14 protein-coding genes are annotated in these 17790 nt (G+C 45.8%); 4 read left to right on the forward strand and 10 right to left on the reverse strand.

What is annotated here, in order from left to right; all coding sequences use genetic code 11:
- Positions 1-58: 58 nt before the first annotated feature.
- Positions 59-892, reverse strand: a complete 834-nt coding sequence (locus R3D00_07340; GenBank protein ID MEZ4772978.1) for an alpha/beta hydrolase — start codon at positions 890-892, stop codon at positions 59-61.
- A gap of 271 nt (positions 893-1163) precedes the next feature.
- Between R3D00_07340 and R3D00_07345 the strand changes: the two genes are divergently transcribed.
- Positions 1164-2120 (forward strand): HRDC domain-containing protein, encoded by a 957-nt coding sequence (locus R3D00_07345; protein MEZ4772979.1) that lies wholly within the window; start codon positions 1164-1166, stop codon positions 2118-2120.
- 41 nt (positions 2121-2161) lie between these two features.
- On the forward strand, positions 2162-3100 hold the full coding sequence (locus tag R3D00_07350) for an RQC domain-containing protein (protein ID MEZ4772980.1): 939 nt from the start codon (positions 2162-2164) through the stop codon (positions 3098-3100).
- Between the two features lie 59 nt (positions 3101-3159).
- Here R3D00_07350 and ung read toward each other — a convergent pair whose 3' ends face one another.
- The 8 genes from ung to rpsT form a co-directional block, all read right to left on the reverse strand.
- On the reverse strand, positions 3160-3846 hold the full coding sequence (gene ung / locus R3D00_07355; protein ID MEZ4772981.1) for a uracil-DNA glycosylase: 687 nt from the start codon (positions 3844-3846) through the stop codon (positions 3160-3162).
- An 18-nt stretch (positions 3847-3864) separates the two neighbouring features.
- A complete protein-coding gene (locus tag R3D00_07360; GenBank protein MEZ4772982.1) occupies positions 3865-4389 on the reverse strand; it encodes a hypothetical protein in 525 nt (174 codons plus the stop codon).
- A 64-nt stretch (positions 4390-4453) separates the two neighbouring features.
- Positions 4454-6124, reverse strand: coding sequence for a S41 family peptidase (locus tag R3D00_07365; protein MEZ4772983.1), 1671 nt, complete (start codon positions 6122-6124; stop codon positions 4454-4456).
- A 204-nt stretch (positions 6125-6328) separates the two neighbouring features.
- Positions 6329-6748 carry a ribonuclease P protein component gene (gene rnpA, locus R3D00_07370; protein MEZ4772984.1) on the reverse strand — a complete coding sequence of 140 codons (420 nt, stop codon included), beginning with the start codon at positions 6746-6748 and terminating at the stop codon, positions 6329-6331.
- A gap of 1 nt (position 6749) precedes the next feature.
- Positions 6750-6911 carry a 50S ribosomal protein L34 gene (gene rpmH / locus R3D00_07375; protein ID MEZ4772985.1) on the reverse strand — a complete coding sequence of 54 codons (162 nt, stop codon included), beginning with the start codon at positions 6909-6911 and terminating at the stop codon, positions 6750-6752.
- 64 nt (positions 6912-6975) lie between these two features.
- Positions 6976-8814 carry a tetratricopeptide repeat protein gene (locus R3D00_07380; protein ID MEZ4772986.1) on the reverse strand — a complete coding sequence of 613 codons (1839 nt, stop codon included), beginning with the start codon at positions 8812-8814 and terminating at the stop codon, positions 6976-6978.
- A 130-nt stretch (positions 8815-8944) separates the two neighbouring features.
- Positions 8945-9637, reverse strand: a complete 693-nt coding sequence (gene radC, locus R3D00_07385) for a DNA repair protein RadC (GenBank protein MEZ4772987.1) — start codon at positions 9635-9637, stop codon at positions 8945-8947.
- A gap of 125 nt (positions 9638-9762) precedes the next feature.
- Positions 9763-10017 (reverse strand): 30S ribosomal protein S20, encoded by a 255-nt coding sequence (gene rpsT / locus R3D00_07390; GenBank protein ID MEZ4772988.1) that lies wholly within the window; start codon positions 10015-10017, stop codon positions 9763-9765.
- Positions 10018-10357: 340 nt separating this feature from the next.
- Between rpsT and R3D00_07395 the strand changes: the two genes are divergently transcribed.
- Positions 10358-11269 (forward strand): ankyrin repeat domain-containing protein, encoded by a 912-nt coding sequence (locus R3D00_07395; protein MEZ4772989.1) that lies wholly within the window; start codon positions 10358-10360, stop codon positions 11267-11269.
- Between the two features lie 49 nt (positions 11270-11318).
- Positions 11319-16853 (forward strand): PKD domain-containing protein, encoded by a 5535-nt coding sequence (locus tag R3D00_07400; protein ID MEZ4772990.1) that lies wholly within the window; start codon positions 11319-11321, stop codon positions 16851-16853.
- Here the strand turns inward: R3D00_07400 and R3D00_07405 are convergent, their stop codons facing one another.
- Complete coding sequence (locus tag R3D00_07405; protein MEZ4772991.1) at positions 16854-17741, reverse strand: Omp28 family outer membrane lipoprotein; 888 nt, start codon at positions 17739-17741, stop codon at positions 16854-16856.
- Positions 17742-17790: the final 49 nt, after the last annotated feature.

Here is a 17790-nt window from a genome sequence, read left to right on the forward strand (position 1 = left end):
AGGTTTTTATTTTAAATATACGATATTTTGCGGAAAATGTGATCTGTAAATGGAAACGTCAGGATATCATATTCACTATCCAATCTCTTGAAAAGCCAATAACGGTGTCTTTTTCCGGTTCATACTGCGTTTCATGATAAAGCCCTTCCCATAGTTTGAGGGTGACATTTCCTCCTCCGGCTGACTTCGCAAACGCTTCACTGGCTTGCCAGGAAGTGATTTTATCGCCTGTACCGTGATGAATCAGGAGTGGACAGGGGAACAGATTGGCGTGATCCAGTGCCCAAAGCCCTGCCTCATATACACTAAAAAAGAGAATCGAACTCATTTTATCATGAATCATCGGATCATTTCGGTAGCGATCGGCTTCTACCGGGTCGCGGGAGATAAATCCTGCATCCAGTTTTGTTGATTGAGCAAATGCCGGTGCAATTTTCATCATGATTTTTCCCAGAAATAATTGCATTGCCGGAGGTTTTACCGCAAGTTTCAGCCATGAAGAAGTGGCAATCACCCCTGCAACCGGAGGTTGAAACTGAAGCGCATAATTAATGACAAAATTTCCGCCCATGCTATGCCCATAGAGGAATCTGGGGCTTCCCGGCCAACGTATTTCTGCTTCAGCGAGCAATGAACCTATGGCAGCCATTACAGCCTCATAAGATGGAATTACCCCTCTTTTACCTTCCGTTTTGCCGTGGCCAAAATTGTCAAAGGCAATGACTGCAATACCAGCTTCATTCATCAGCTTTGCAACATAATGATACCTTCCGGTGTATTCGCCGTGGCCATGAACGAGGCATACAACTGCTTTTACCGTTGGGACAGGTTCCCATATTTCTCCGGCTAATCGATGAGTGCCGGAGACCAGTGTGAAGGTAGAATGTGGCATAGTATGTAGTCTTGCAGAAGTTTTCTTTCCAGAAAATGATTGTCCGGAACAAAATACGAAAAAAAATGCTATCCATATTTACTCATTATTTTACTTTTTTTCTCATAGAACGATATGGTAAGTGGCTGAAAAATAACCTCTTGCAATTATGGGTGTAATATTGGCAGGCATGGTGATTTTTACCTTGTATAGGTTTTTTTCCATGGAACAGGGAGAGATACCCGCGATATTTATTCTGTCATTCATCTACAATCAATCAACATAATCAACCATGGAAACATTTTCGCGGGCAAAGAGCCAGCTTAATATTGGCCGTGACACCGAAATCATTCTACAGGCAATCCGCGCGCTTAGCGGAAATTATGGAGCGTCCTTTATAATCAGAATGTTGCGAGGGCAGAAGTCATTGAGCCTTCGCAAGGACGAAGATGCAGATCTTCCGCAGTTTGGAGTATTAGCGGAATACAATGCTGAGACGGTCAGAGGCATTCTCAATTACTTATTGAAGGAAGAATATCTTCAGGTAATTAATGCGCGGTTTGGCAGTCTGGGTATTACTGAAAAAGGTGAATTATATCTTTCCAATCCTTCTGAAATCTGGGTGCAGAAAAAAGTGATTAATATGAGTATCCTGGATCGTATGCTAATGAAGGAGTTGCGGGAAATTCGCCGGGATCTGGCCCAGACAGAAAATCTCCCTCCCTTCAGGATATTTACGGATTACAGTCTTGAAAAACTGGTAGCTGTGAAGCCTGAGAATGTGGACGATCTGAAGCGGGTACCAGGTTTTGGCGATTATAAAGCCAATCGCTACGGTCCGGCTATTTTTCAGTCCATTACCCGGGTATCGGAAAAAAAAGAGGATGAGGATCGTTTTCAATTGATGAAACAACTCAATTCACCCGGGTACCGGCAGGTAAAAGATCTCTTTCAGGCAGGCGAAACGATCGAAGCTATTGCAGCAAAACGGTCGGTGAAAACTGAAACTGTAAGGCAGATTTTGCAAAGACTACATCGGGCGGGAGAAATAGACATGCGAACCTGGATTGAGGAACATGTTGCAAGTGAGGTTTTGGAGAAGGGGGCAGAGTATTTTCGCAAGACACCCGATTCACGGTTGAAGGAAGCTTACGAAAATCTTGGACTCGACTATGACATTTTGCAAATGTGTAAACTATATGTGGCAGATGTTTCAACTCGTCAGGATGATTTGCCGATGGCTTCCTGACAGGATCAAAGATTACTATTCAATTTTCAACAACCATTATCATGGAATCACAAGCTTATAATCAACAACCCATTGACATTGGCATGGAGGCGATGGCCGTGCTGAAGACTGTACTCCTTTTGGAAAAGGATTATTCAGGTAGCTATATCCAGCGCATTCTGACCGGGAATGATTCTTTCGGTTGGAAGAAACAACAGCATAAGCGCCTGGAGACTTTTAGTGAATTGGGGGAACATCATTTTGCTTATGTGGATGATCTGATCAATTACCTGATTAAGCATGGCTTTTTGAAAATATCCAATCCTGCTTATGGCTCTATTGCCCTGACCGATGAAGGGCGAAAATGGATGGAAAACCCCGACTCATTGATGACTACCAAAGGGGAACTTCGAAAGAGCTGGTATCAGGTAGAGCTGATTTCTGCTTTGAAGACGCTGCGAAAAGAAACAGCTGAACAGAAAGATAAACAGCCATTTGAACTGTTTACCAACTATACCATGGATGTTTTGGCGGATAAGCTTCCGCAAACAGAAGAAGCCTTAAAGGCAATACCCGGTGTCGAGAAAATGGATGGGGCGACCCGGTTGATGGTTTTGGCGGAGATTACGCGAATTGTGGAGAAAAAGGAAATTGACGATGAGACCGGTGTTTTTCGCAAAGCGTATTCTCCCAGCCATCAGAAAATTAAAGCATTGTTTCTCGACGGTAAGAAAGTATCGGAGATTGCCAGCGAAAGAGACTTGAGCCAGAGCACAGTTACCAATTATCTGGAAAACCTTCACCTTGCCGGAGAGATAGACCTTCGTCCATGGATAGAAGATACGATCGATGGCAAAGTTTTGCATAAGGTGACGCAATACTTCAGGCAGGTTCAATCCAGAGGGTTAAAGCAGGCATTTGAAGTGCTGGGGGTAGATTATGGCACATTGCGATTGTGCAGGCTATATATGGATACGCCTACCATGCAAAAGGCTTCTTGAGTGTTACTGGGTTTGAAGAAGGCCCCGAACGCAGAAATGTAGTACGGGTGCCTGTCTTTTTACACCTGCCAGTTAATCGGTGTAAGGCCTTTTTTTTCCAAAATGGCATTGGTTTGGGAGAAATGTTTACAACCCAAAAATCCATTATGTGCAGATAGTGGTGAGGGGTGAACAGATTTCAGCACATAATGCCTGGTAAGGTCAATGGTGGAACCTTTTTCCTGTGCATATCGGCCCCAAAGTAAGAAAATCAATCCATCTCTGTGATCGTTGAGCGCTTTGATGGAGGCAGTTGTGAATTTCTCCCAGCCTTTGCCCTGATGAGAACCTGCCTGATGTGCCCTTACAGTCAGAATAGAATTTAACAGCAACACACCTTGTTCGGCCCAGGGCTCCAGATTGCCATGAGAGGGAATGGAAATACCTACATCGCTTTGCAGTTCTTTGTAAATGTTTTTGAGAGAAGGGGGAGGGGCAATACCTGGCGGTACGGAGAAACTTAATCCATGGGCTTGTCCGGGTCCATGGTAGGGGTCTTGTCCCAAAATCACGACTTTGACTTTTTCAAAAGGCGTTTTATTAAACGCATTGAAAATATCCTTTCCCGGGGGGAAGATGAGCTGTCCGGCGTTTTTTTCAGCCAGAAGGAAGGTTTTCAGCTGTTGAAAATAGGGCTGAGCAAATTCCTCATAAAGAACCTTTTTCCAGCCTGCTTCAATTTGAACGGATTCTGCGGGATGTGTCATGGGTATCAGGAGTTGTTGCTATGGTTGAGGGGGCTTATACCATTTTTTGCGAAATACAACCATCGCAATGAATAGAAAAGATAAAAGTACTGCAAAACCCAGCGTATAGGCAAGAAAGGATGTATCTGCTGTACTATTTTGGGGCGGGAAAGCATCTTGTGCGAATGGCACTTCACCAGATATATGGCTGATAAGGGTATTGCCCATACAGCCATCGGTTTTGAGCCCAAATTTTTTCTTTACAAAAACGAGATATGTGCTATCCGCTTTAAAGGGGTAACCACAGTCTTTTTCCCAGGGAGCATTGACGATAAGGTATTTTGCCGCAGGGCGTTTCCATGTACGGTTTACTTCAAAAGAATACTTAAGCCCTCCGGACATCCAGTTGGTATTGACAAATACCACTTTACCTTCAAAAACAAGGTCTGCATCGGCAAAAGATTGAGTGATATCGGTATCTGGTTCACAGGAGCACGGTTGAGCCAAAGCCTGACCTGTAAGGAGGCACAGAGAAAACAGAACCGCGAAAAGGAGTTTTTTCATAGCAGTAAAGCTAAAAAAAATCCGGCGGCTGTAAACAGACGCCGGAAGAATCTATGTATTTCTTTTAGTTTGATCCTTTAGAAAGCAGTTTGCGGTAGGTATCTGGATTTTCCAGAACCTGGATAGCAGAATTAATATCAGAATCTTCGCCAAATGTCACCTGGATTTCACCGGGTTTGTAATAATATCGCCGGGCGATTTCCTGACGGAGGAGCATGACAATTTCTTTTTTGTGTTTCTGAAGGTCTTTGTCTTTTACCAGTGCCAGTTTGCGATCGAGTTCAGAGAGCGCTGATTTTAGCTGATCTGAATAGGATTCTTTTTCTACGGTTTCAACCAGTTTGTCCATTTGTTTTTCCGCATTGGTTTCGTAATCAAACTTTTGGGCTCGTACAAAATCGACAAACTCCCGGTAGGTTTCATCAGAGATTACAAACTCTCTGGGGGAAGGGATGGTCGGGTGGTTTTTGACAAATTGAGTAGCAAAATCAAAAATAAGGTTTTGGCTGCTGAGTTCGTTGGTAACGATATTGTTTTTTGTTACTTCTACGGCTACGTCTGGTTCGATTCCACCACCATCATAGACCGTTCTTCCATTTCGGGTTGTAAAGGAATTTTTGAGGCTGTCAGGAATTCTCGCTACGCTGCCATCTTCATTGCGTTCCGCATAATTGATTGCTTGAATACAGCGCCCGCTGGGCGTGTAATATTTGGCAGTCGTGACTTTCAGTTGGGTATTATAACTCAGGGGCCGGATATTTTGCACAAGCCCTTTCCCAAAACTTTTTTGGCCTACAATGACGCCGCGGTCAAGATCCTGAATAGATCCGGCGACAATTTCGGATGCGCTGGCGCTTCGGCTGTTGACCAATACAGCAAGAGGAATTTCGGTATCTACAGCATGGCGCTGAGCGTTATGTACATGGCGAGTGCCATCAATCCTGCCCCGGGTTTCTACGATCAATTCTTTTTCCGGAACAAATACATTCGCAACATTTACCGCTTCGTCCAACCTGCCTCCGGGGTTTCCTCTAAGATCGAGGATAATACCGGAAAGCTGGGGATTTTCCTTTTTTAAGGTTTTGGTTGCTTCCTGCACTTCCAGCCCTGCATCCTGAGTAAAACCAGTCAGAGATATATAACCTATTTTATCATTGACCATACCAAAATAGGGGACATTATCGACTTTAATCCGATCCCGGGAGAGCGTTACTTCTGAGGTACTTTCTTCTCCGGGCCGCTGTATAGTGAGGATTACTTCCGTTCCTTTTTCTCCGCGGAGGATATTGCGGACATCAGAGACATCTTTTTCGGGTGTGATGACTTCTTCGTTTATCTTTAAAATACGGTCGCCGGCTTTTAGCCCGGCCTTATCGGCGGGGTAGCCCTCATAGGGCTCAATTACGATGATTTGATCGTGCATTTTCCCAATTAGTGCACCTACGCCGCCGTATTGCCCGGTGCTCATAAATTTAAAATCTTCCACATCTTCTTCACTGATGTAGTTGGTATAAGGATCGAGCGAATTGAGCATCGCATCAATGCCTGTGCGCATCAGACGGGAAGGATCCGTATCATCTACATAGAAGGAATTAATTTCCCTGTAAAGCTTGCCGAAAATATCCAGATTTTTGGAGATTTCGAAGTAGTTATCCGTGATATTGGTAACAAATCCGACACTAAATGAAACGGTTATAAGTAATAAAACGGCCAGGAATTTTCTTTGCTTTATCATACGGATTGGTTGTTTCAGACTAAAGTTAGTTCAATTTAGCCAATAAGTGTTTTGGAAAAGGCAAAAAATACCCATGAATATGATTCATGTAATACTATTACCTGAATTGTAAAAAAAAGGTTTTCGGCTTTCCTCCAAAATAATCCGGGGGATTGAGGCTTAAGATAATGATTTGCCTTGAAATCTGAAAAGAAGAGAAAAAAATTATGAATTATTTAACTCTTTCTCAATGCGTCGGAGTGCCGTACTCATGGCATAGGCAATCCCGTCATAAGGGGCTATGCGGGCATTGTTATATTTAACAAGTATGATAAGATTTTTGCCTTTTTGAGTAAGAGCAGGCAATAGAATATGTTTATTGAGCCGAAAAGCTTCACGCATCCTTCTTTTGAGGAGGTTTCGGTCAACAGCATGTTTGAAACTTCTTTTTGGCGCTGTAACGGCAACAGACAATGCCGCCTGGGAGAGCCCGGGAGGTACGTCAAATGCGTAAAAAAATCTGAGCACGCCAACCGAAAAACGGGAGCCGTGCTCAAACAAATATTCGAATGCGATTTTACTGCGCAGCCGTTCGTTTTTGCGAAGAAAGAAACGCCGGTTTTCCAACGAATCTAACTGCGACACGTTATTTGCCTTTATGTCTGCCTTCGTCGCTAACAGTAAGCTTGTGGCGTCCTTTAGCTCTACGGGTAGCCAGAACTTTTCTGCCGCCGGCAGAAGCCATTCTTTCCCGGAAGCCATGCTTGTTTCTACGCTTCCTGTTACTTGGTTGATATGTCCGTTTCATAGTTCTTAATTTTCAGGAGTGCAAATTTAGCAATTATAGTGATAAGGCCAAAGATTTGGTGACATTATTGATAACGTTCTACAATCTTCTTGAATTCGGGCTTATCCTTATATGCATTGAAGGCAGCCGTGAAGTCCATAATGCTGGCTACTTCGGCGCCTTTTTTGAGTGCGATCTCGATATTTGAGTAGACAAGGGCTTCTTCTTCCTGGGCTGCATAGATAGCTGCCAGCACGCCATATGGTTTGGCGGCCTCAGGTTGTAGCCTTATGCCTGTCTCTACATCCTCGATAGCTTTGGCGTATTCCCCGATATTGAGATAGAGGAGCCCCCGGTTAAAATACACATCTGCGTACTCATGATTGATTCGGGTGGCGTCATTGTAGTCAATCAGTGCATTTTCATAATCTTTTAGCCTGAATGAAAGATTTCCGCGCTCATTATAAGCAACATAATTTTCCGGATCAATCGAAAGAATATGGTTGAAATGTTCACGTGCCATATGGAAATCTTCCAGTTTTTCATAACACTCAGCCAGGCGAAGATCGACTACTTTGTAGGCCTGGTCATCTCTGACGCGCATGAGTTCAAAAAACTTCGCGGCAGTTTCCCATTCTTCTCTTTCATAACTTTCACTTCCTCTTGCCCAATAAACCATATCTTCCACTGCGGAAACAATAAAGTCGCTTTCCTGGTCAAAGAGAAATTGCGGCATTTCCATACTGATCTGTCCCTGATTAATCGTGTTGGGTTTGCCTGTATAGAGATAATGGAAGTTGATCAAAACGGCGTCGCGTGTGTTGATGGTATAATCGCCCCAAAGGACAAGGTTGGCATTACAGCTTCGGATAATACTTTCTGCCTTTTCTATTCCCGGCGGGCAATCTCTGAAATCGATTTTTTGGGTGCTGAAGTTATTGCCATCCTCTTCCAGTCGCTGGATCCGTCGCCAGATGGCTTCAGTATAATAGGTATCTGAATTTTCGCAATTTTCATCTTCATAAAAGGGCAGCTGAAGAACATTGTATGAGCCTGAGGTTTCAAACAGACAGTCTTCGGGCTGGTGAAGCAAATTTTGTATTTGCTCAGGAATCTGTAACAAAAATGTGAGTACAATGAGTAACGAGGAGGCCAGTAAGACGGAGCCGATCCGCCTGATTCTGCGCGATCGTTTTTTCTCGTCTTTCATCGCCGGCTCTATTTCAGGTAGCAGCACGGGCAGTTTCCATTCCAGCCGGGATTGATTTTCCTGAAGTACATAAAGCCCCCAGGTGACCTGTTTTCTCGCTTCGTCTGTTTGTTTTCCTTCCCAGACCAACCGATCCTGGTCCAGGTCATAGCTTACTTCTTTGAAGGAAAATTTATGCGCATAGCTGTCCCGGATTCTTTCTACGGCCTGACGTATACTGAGTCCACGGGCAATACCGGTATAAAATGCATGGGCAATGTCCTGCGCATTTCGGCGATTGTTGTCAACCTGGGTTACCATTACTGCCGGGATATCTTTGAGCAATAAGGCTTCCAGCAAAGCGGGCGTGGCACAGCCGTTGAGAAAAACGAGAGAAAGTCCGGGAAGGCGGGAAATAAGTTGAGTGAAACCTTTTGGATCCAGGGCCTCTTCTCCAAATCCACCTTCAAAGTGAAGGTATTCTCCGGAAGAAAAACCAGCCAGGTGCAAAATGTTTACCTGTGGACTGTAAGTATATTGGCGGAAGATGTCAAAAATGAATTTACCCTTTTCCGGCTCCTCAAAAATTACCTCATAGATGGTCTGTGCACTTTCCTGTGCAAAAATTTCGGTAATCATCTTGCGCTCCTGTGCAAGCAGCCGGGACTTTCTACCGTCGCGGTAGCTGTTTGCCGAAGCAAGAAGTATGACGGGTTTAGGAAGATCCGTTTTCATAGACCGGTAATCCTTAGTGTCCTAAGGATGAAAAAATACTCCATTCCGTGGTAAAACTAACGATTTTTTACATTTTTCCGTTGATTCTGCTGTTTTTATATTATACAAAAAACCGTGCCGAAATTGATTTTCAGCTCAATAATCCCTGATCTGCGAAGGAATAGTACCCTCTGGACGATACTATGATGTGATCAAGTACCTGAATATCAAATACTTTTCCTCCACTTACCAACTTCCGGGTGATCTCAATATCTGCCTGGCTGGGGGTAAGATTCCCCGATGGGTGGTTGTGAGAAAGGATGATGGCACTGGCCAGGTGATGAATCGCTTCCCTGAATATGATTCGCGGGTCAATGATGGTAGCAGAGACCCCACCCCTGAAAATCTGTTTTTCCGCAATGATTTCGTTATTTCGGTTGAGAAACAATACGTAAAAAACTTCCTGCTTCAGGTCTGCGAGCCGTGGGGCGAGGTAGTGTGCGACCGACTCTGAATGTGTAAGCCGGGGCGCTTCAGAAATTTTCATCAGTTTTCTGCGTCCCAGCTCAAAGGCGGTAATGATCGTGATGGCTTTGGTTTTGCCGATTCCCTTAAAACCGGTAAGCTCGGCTACGCTGGCCTGCGCCAGTTGAGGTAGTCCGCCCAGTGATTCGAGCATTTCGCGGGCCATATCAAGTGCCGATCGGTCCCGGGTGCCGGAAGCGAGCAGAATAGCAAGCAACTCAGTGTCGGTCAGTGCTTCTATGCCTCTTTGAAGGAGCTTTTCTCTTGGGCGGTCCTCCAGTGCCCAATCTTTAATGGATGTGTGCGTATAGGTTTTCATTCCGGCAATCTCGTGAAAGTGCAAAAGATTGCGATGGAAAAAAACGCGCAAAAGTAAATAAGAAATCCCGCCGGAGGCGGGATTTCCATATAATCTTATTCTGGTAGTTTTAGACTAACTTACTGTTAAGCAAGCGCATTCACGTGGCGGGTGAGCTTACTTTTCATGTTAGCAGCAGTATTTTTATGGATAATGTTGGATTTAGCAACTTTATCAATCGTACTGATAACTTTTGGCAGCATTCCCAGGGCTTCTGCTTTATCAGTTGTTGTACGCAGGCGCTTAATCACGGTACGCATCGTTGTTTTTTTGTAACGATTTCTCAATCTGCGCTTTGCATTTTGTCTGATCCTCTTTTTTGCTGACTTGTGATGTGCCATATATCTAAGTTTCCTATATTTCTCAATTGGTGGGCAAATATACAAATAGGAATCCAAAAGGCAAGCGTTGTGTTCAGATTACTTATTAAAATTTTTAATAATCTTCATTTTACTTTTTGCGGAGCCTGCTTAAGGCCCCATACAAGTCTTGGTTTTTTCACCAATTTTCCTAAATTGGAAGGTATTCTGCCCTAACGTGTTCATGATCACGCTGAAAAATCGACATTTTAACACTGAATGTTATTTTTCCTGCAAAAAAGAATGTGCCTGTGTTGCACAAACTATTTGTGCCTGTTATTATTACTCCGTGTGATTTATCTGAAAAACTTATTTGCTGGAAATGCCGGTATTTGAAGCAGTTTTCAATCACGATTTGCAGTTTCTCAGGCGTTATCTTGAACTGGGAGGCAACCCCAATCTCAAAAATGAGATTGGCAGTACCCTGCTTCATGAAGCTGTACAGGAGGGGGATCTGGAAATCGTAAGACATTTACTTGCTCATGGTGCTTCTGTAAACAACCTCGATGGATATGGCAATACGCCTATGCATGTGGCTTGTATATTTGGTCACAGGAAAGTGGCGGAAGAACTGGTTTGTTTTGGTGCAGAAATCGATTCTACTTCAGAAATGCGCACCTGGACGCCCCTTATGCTGGCTATCAATGAAAGTTATACGGATATGGCTGAATGGCTTATCAGGCAGGGGGCCAACCTTAATTATGTGGAATGCAATGATGGATGGACGCCACTATTGGTTGCTTGTGAACAGGGACTGAAGGATATGAGCATCCGTCTGATCAAACGAGGGGTGAAAATTGATGCAAAACTCACGGGGGGCGATGTGCGGGGAAGATCTGCAATTCATCTGGCGAGCTATTATGGTGAAGTTGATATTGTAAAAGAATTGCTTGGGCAGGGACAAGACATCAATCTTACGCCGGAAGGTGGTGGTCTCAGTGCTTTGCATTGGGCTGTCTACAACAATCATTCCCGTCTGTTGAAGTTTCTGCTTTGCCAAAAAGCAGAGGTGAATATTTGTGCAGGAGGGATTTATCAAAACCGCACGCCACTTCACTATGCTGTTTCCTGCGACAGACCCGAAATGGCCAGGCTTTTGCTTGAATATGATGCTGACCCGCTTCAAAAAGATGATGAAGGCCGGCACCCGGTTGATCTGGCGTTGAAAAGGTTTAAAGAAACCCGCCTTATCAGACACGAAAAAATGTTAACCTTGCTCGAGTCTTATATCTGAGCCTTCGGCTTTCGTCCGAAACACACCTAACTTTCAATCTCATACCGTAATGTTGAGAACCGCTGTCGTTACCGTTATTTTTGTATTTAGTTGTTTTTTTATTTCTGCCCAAACACCGCTTTCGCCGGAATCGCACGGGGGAAATCCGACTAAGATACTCGACCTGAAAAATCCTGCTGCAAGTACCCTGGTCAAGATTACAGAAGAGGACTTTTCCCGGCAAAATCCGCGCTTCCGCAGCTTTTTGCCAAAAGAAAGAAAATGTAGTACACTGGAAGTTGAAGCGGATATGCAGATTCAACATGCCGATGAATCTGAAAGCAAAGATGAATTTGAAGAATGGCTTGATGGTGCGATCAAACGCGATCAGACTACGCGTTCTCTTAGCCGAAAAGCCGGTCCCGATGAGGTAATCACTTTGCCTGTGGTTATTCATGTGATTTATTCCTACCCAGCTGAAAATATCAGCGATGAACAGGTGCTTTCTCAAATAGAAGTGCTGAACCAGGATTACCGCCGCACCAATGCTGACCAGGACCGCACTCCTAAAGAGTTTAAAAAGGTGGCTGTTGATACGGGTATTGAGTTTTGCCTCGCCACCGTTGATCCTTCCGGAAATCCTACCACCGGCATTGACCGGGTATCTATGAGTGGGAGCCCGTTTGCCGAACGATATATAAATGAGACTATAAAACCTGCAACGATATGGGATACCGATCGGTATTTGAATATTTGGGTGTGTAATATCGCCGGTGGCATCCTTGGTTACGCGCAGTTTCCCGTATCTTCCGGGCTCACAGGGCTTCCCGGCTCCACGGGAAGGGCTGATGCCGATGGCGTAGTAATCAGTTACAATACATTTGGTACAAGTGGTACTGTAGTGGCTCCGTTTGATAAGGGCCGTACCGCCACCCATGAAATCGGACATTGGCTGGGCCTGCGTCATATCTGGGGAGACGGTCCCTGTGGCGTAGATGATTTCTGTAAAGATACACCCGAAACCAGCCAGGCAAACTTTTCATGCCCTCCGGGAGTAACCGGTTGTGCCGGTACCAATGCAATGGTTCAAAATTATATGGACTATACGGATGATGCCTGCATGAATATGTTTACGGCTGAACAGCGTATGCGTATGCGCGCGGTATTGGAAAATAGTCCCAGACGCAACAATCTGATTAATTCTACTACCTGTATCGCCGCTAAAACTCCTCCCGAACCTGCCTTTACTGTCGATCTCCGTACAGGATGCGGGCCACTGACAGTAAACTTTACCAATAACTCAACCAACGACCCCGAAACGTTTGAATGGTCATTCCCCGGAGGAAAACCTGCTACCTCAAATAAACCGGAACAAAAAGTAGTTTATCGTCAGGCGGGGGTATATCCCGTCAGTCTGCGGGTCACCAATTCCGGTGGTACGCGCTCCATTACCATGGATCAGTATATCCAGGTGTATGAAACGGGCAGGCAACTGCCATTGGAAGCTAAATTTGAAACAGGAAACACTTTTCCTCCCCAAGGATTTGTGATCCTTAATCCCGATAATGATGATACATGGGCTCAATCCGGGAAGGTAGGTGGAATGGGGAAAAGTAATGGCGCGCTCTGGTTAAATAACTACGATAATAATCTGACAGGTGGTGCTGACTGGTTTATGACTCCCGTTATGGATTTCTCTACGGGGGTAAATACCCGCCTGAGTTTTGATCTGGCTTATGCGATGTTTGACGAAAAGTACAGTGATACTTTAGGTATTTTTATCTCTACCGGTTGTGAAGCTTCTTTTCAGAATATTTATTATAAAGGCGGAAAAGACCTTACCACCGGATCCGCTCAATCCCGGGTTTTTTCCCCCCTTGCCGGAGAATGGCGAACAGAAATTATTGATCTCAGTCAGTTTGACGGTTTACCTTTTGTCCAGATTGCTTTTGTGGGTTTTTCCGGACATGGAAATGATTTGTTTATTGACAACCTGAATGTCCAGTCCCGCCCGGTCCCGGCTCCGGTTGCCGACTTTGTCGTGACTTCCACAACAGTTTGTGCCGGTGGATCGATTTCATTCAGCGATAAATCTTCCAATACCCCGACGTCGTGGGTTTGGTCATTTCCCGGGGCAAGCCCGGCCAGTGATACTACAGCCAATCCCGTCGTAACTTTCCCCTCGCCGGGTATTTACGATGTCATGCTGACCGTCTCTGGTCCCGGTGGCAGCCATACCATCAACCGTGAGGGATATATCGTCGTAAAACCTCGTCCTGCGCTGAAACTCACTTCTACCAAAACTGATATTTGCCTGGGCGAAGAAATCACCCTTACCGCTTTCGGTATGGACAAGTATATATGGGATCTGAAAGGCGATGCCCCCGCTCCGGCTGGTAATGCCATTACCCTGCAACCCAAAAATGATGTTGTCTATTCAATCACGGGTGAAGGTGATGCTGCTTGTGTTGGGACAGCTTCCGTAACGATCAGGGTTCAGCAAATTAGGCCACTGACAGTTACCCCCCCTGTAGCAACGATATGCAAGGGAGGAGAAATCGGACTGAATGCGACGGGTGCACGCAGTTATTTATGGTTTCCGGCAGCAGGACTAAGCAATACTTCCAGCGGATTTGTAAACGCATCTCCTGAGCGTACGACAGACTACACCGTTACAGGGATCAGCGATACAGGATGTGAACTGAAATCTACCGTAAGGGTTGAAGTGGAGGAGATTCCTCAAAACTTTCTGCTTTCAGCATCCCGGCAACTGCTCTGCCCGGGGGAAACCGCAACCCTCACCGCCTCCGGCGCTGCCGGGTATGTGTGGGCTCCGGCCACCGGACTCAATACAACCTCCGGTGAACAGGTGCTGGCCTCGCCTGCACAAACCACGACTTATACCGTTACTGCTACCACACAGAATGGCTGTACTTTTCAGAAAAAAATTACGATACAGGTAGCGCCCCGTCCGGATGTAAATATTCAATCGGGAATTACGGCGGTATGTCAGGGGCAGCGCGTGCGATTGAGCGCTTCAGGTGCCGATGCTTTCCTATGGTCTCCGTCTGCGTATGTAGATCGCATCAGTGGCCCGGTAGCAGAGGCATTCCCGGAAGTAAATACAACATTTTCTGTCGTCGGAAGCAACTCCTTTGGCTGCCTAGATACAGCAAAAATCTATATCGAGGTATTTAAAGCTCCACCTGTCGTCATTGATGCTTCTGCAAAAGTGATTTGCCGGGGCAGTAATGTGAAGTTAAGTGCCGTGGGAAGTGGAAGTTTTACCTGGGATCCAGCCCCTGGTCTGAGGTCAGCTTTTAATCAGGAAGCGATTGTTTCGCCAACTACTGATCAAATCTACGCCGTTACCAATGTCGATCCGAATGGCTGTCTGGCCCGTGGTGAGGTCACCATTCAGGTTGCAGATGGCCTTCGCCCCGTGGCAGATTTTAAGATGGATCAGTCTTTTTCCTGCTCTGGCCAGGAAATACAATTTACCAGCACATCACAAGGCGCTGTCGATTTTCTCTGGGAAATCCCCAAAGGTATTCCGTCCACTTCCACCTTGCCCAATCCCCGAATAAAATTTATCGAAGAAGGCGTTCATGATGTTGTATTGACCGTAAGGGGGTGCAATGGACAATCGGACAGAAAAACTGCGCTGGGTGAAATTGTGATTACTGCGCCATTCTCCCTTCGGCTTAATACGGGTGATGTTACGGTTTGCCGTGATTCGCCTTTCCGGTTGGAGGCTTCGGGCAATGGCGCTGGAAATTTTACATGGTCTCCGGCTGTGGGGCTTGATAAAACAGAAGGAAAATCGGTTGTCGCAAACCCTGAACAAACCACTACTTATACGGTCACTGCTTCTGACGCTCAGGGCTGTCAGGCATCACGGACCGTGACGCTGTTTGTCAGTGGTCTGGGCAATAAGCTAAAAGTTGCGCCATTTGCACCTGTTATTTGTGCCGGGGAATCTGTTACACTTTCTGCGGTAGGTGCAGTCAACTACGAATGGAGTCCACGCACAGGGTTAAATACTTTTTCTGCTGCTTCGGTGGTCGCAACACCCACAAAGACCACTACTTATACAGTTACCGCTTCTGACCTGGACGGATGTGTGTTTACTGATACGGTACGGGTGGAAGTAAGGCCGCGAAAAGTAATTACTGTAGAACCGGCTTCTCCCATGATATGTGAAGGCTCGTCTATAAAATTGCGTGTAAATGGAGAAGGGGTATATAATTGGTCGCCAGGGTATGGGCTTGGTGCTGTCACCGGTAATGAAATTGATGCTTTTCCTACTCAGACAACCACTTATACGGTAAATGGGGTAGATGCTCAGGGTTGTACGAGCACGGGACAGGTAACAGTTTCCGTTGAAAAAATCCAGCCGATAAGTGTATATGCGCAGGATAATGGGATCTGTAAAGGTCAGGCAACGTTGCTGACTGCCAAAGGTGGCGGGAGCTATGTATGGAGTCCTGCTACCGGGTTGGATAAAACCTCCGGTGCGATTATTTCTGCGGCGCCTAAAGTAACTACTACCTATACAGTTACCGGAGGATCAGCCAACTGCCCTCAAACACAGACAGTAACTGTCGAAGTCGCAGAGCCAAAGCCACTGAAAATTGAGCCCGAAACGCCTCAAATTTGCATGGGAGGAGTCGTAAAGCTGGAGGTTTTTGGGGGCACGACTTATATCTGGAATGGTGATGAGGGATTGAGTTCTGCCGCAGGATCAGTGGTATCCGTTTCACCAAAGAAAACAGCAAGCTACACGGTAATGTCTGTAGACACTGCGGGCTGTGAGACCTCTGGAGCTGTGACGGTAAGGGTCAATGCCGGAGGATTTCTTTCTGCAACCACTTCTGCTTCGAGTGTATGTGCCGGAGAAGAAATTACCCTTTCGGCAGATGGGGCAGATACTTACGAATGGTTGCCGGCGCGGGGAGTACTGGCTCGCCCGACTGCGCGCACATATGCAAGGCCAGATACTTCTGTTAGGTACACGGTCGTAGGCAAAGATGTACTTGGGTGTGTGGATACCGCTTCTGTAAATATTGGCGTTAGCCGGATCGATGCAGATTTTGAGCTTTCTGCCATGGATATCGACCTGGCAGAATCCACCGGACTGGTTCGGTTTACCGATAAAACTGCCGGCGCACAAGCCTGGATATGGGACTTCGGTATTGGCAGCACTTCACGGCAGCCAAACCCCAGCCACGTTTATACAGAGGCTGGAACCTATATTGTTACGCTTCGTGTTTCTGACGGTGTATGTGAAGATATTGTGCAGAAGGAAATACGGGTAAAAAACTCCAGCAGCCTGGAAGATATTACAGATCTCGGGGAAATCAATATTACCTCTAAGCCAGTCAACGGTCGGGTAGATATGGTGATGAACAGCCCCCGGAAAATGTACCTGCGTATGCGTCTGCTCGACGATGCGGGTTTCCAGTTACTCTCGGGCTCTCTGCGAATCAACTCCGGTGAATACCGCCAGCAGTTGGACCTGACTGGCTTTGATACCGGTATTTACCATATTCAGCTGACGGATGGCGTTGCAACAATTACCCGAACGATTGACTATCAGCAATAATTACTGGACAAGCGGAAGCATTTCTACCTGACGCACTTCCTGGGTCGTGCGGTTGTGTATAAAGGCAACGATACTGCACCGGGAAGGATCAAATTCTGGATTGAGCTTATAGGAATAGCTCAATGTAAATCGCGCATCTTTGCTGATCGCTGAAGTACTTACAGGCTGCCCCCATGTCCCGTTGATGGCGGCACGAAGTACATTGTGATGAACATAATCCGGAATGTCAGGGCTACTGCCGGTAGCTTTATAGTCTTTTTGCCAGTCAACAATTCCATCTTCAATCAGGAATACAGAAAGATGATCATCAGCAGGCGCAGTTGTCAGGTATTTGATATCGACTACAGTTGTGAGCTTCAGACTGTCAGGGTCGTAACAGTTGAAAATTCGGAGACCGGCTTCCGGTGCCTCCTGCAATCTCTGATCGACATAGGTAGGCCATGAATTGAAATTATTGTTCATATTCACGCGGTCAACCATCCCAAAAGGAACCGCACTGGTATTGTTAAGGGCACTATAAATCTCAATACCCGCAGGTGTGGTAAAGTTGGTTCCATATTGACTGGCACCCGCCGTGTAGGTAGACAATGATCCTGCATGAATGGTGACAAGAATTACTTTCCCCTCTTTCGCTTCAATCAGCTGATGTACTTTTGCCGATGCTTCGGGGCAGTTTCCGCATTTGTGCCCGGTCATTTCTTCCAGCAACACCTTTTTTTCAATGGTGGTTCCCGCTCCAAAAGCTTCGGTCTGCCCTGCATCTGCCAGGCACTGTTCATCTGCTGAAAGAGAAGTTACTTCATCCAGATAGGGTGATTCTATAATGTCGCAGGCTCCCGCGAATATTAAAACCAATGACAGTAGTGCGAATATCCTGATAGCTTTCATTGTAGGAACTTTTTTTCGTAAAAAAACAAAATTTGTCAAAAAAATCTAT

The sequence above is a fragment of the Bacteroidia bacterium genome (genome assembly GCA_041391665.1).
Lineage (GTDB): Bacteria > Bacteroidota > Bacteroidia > J057 > J057 > JAGQVA01.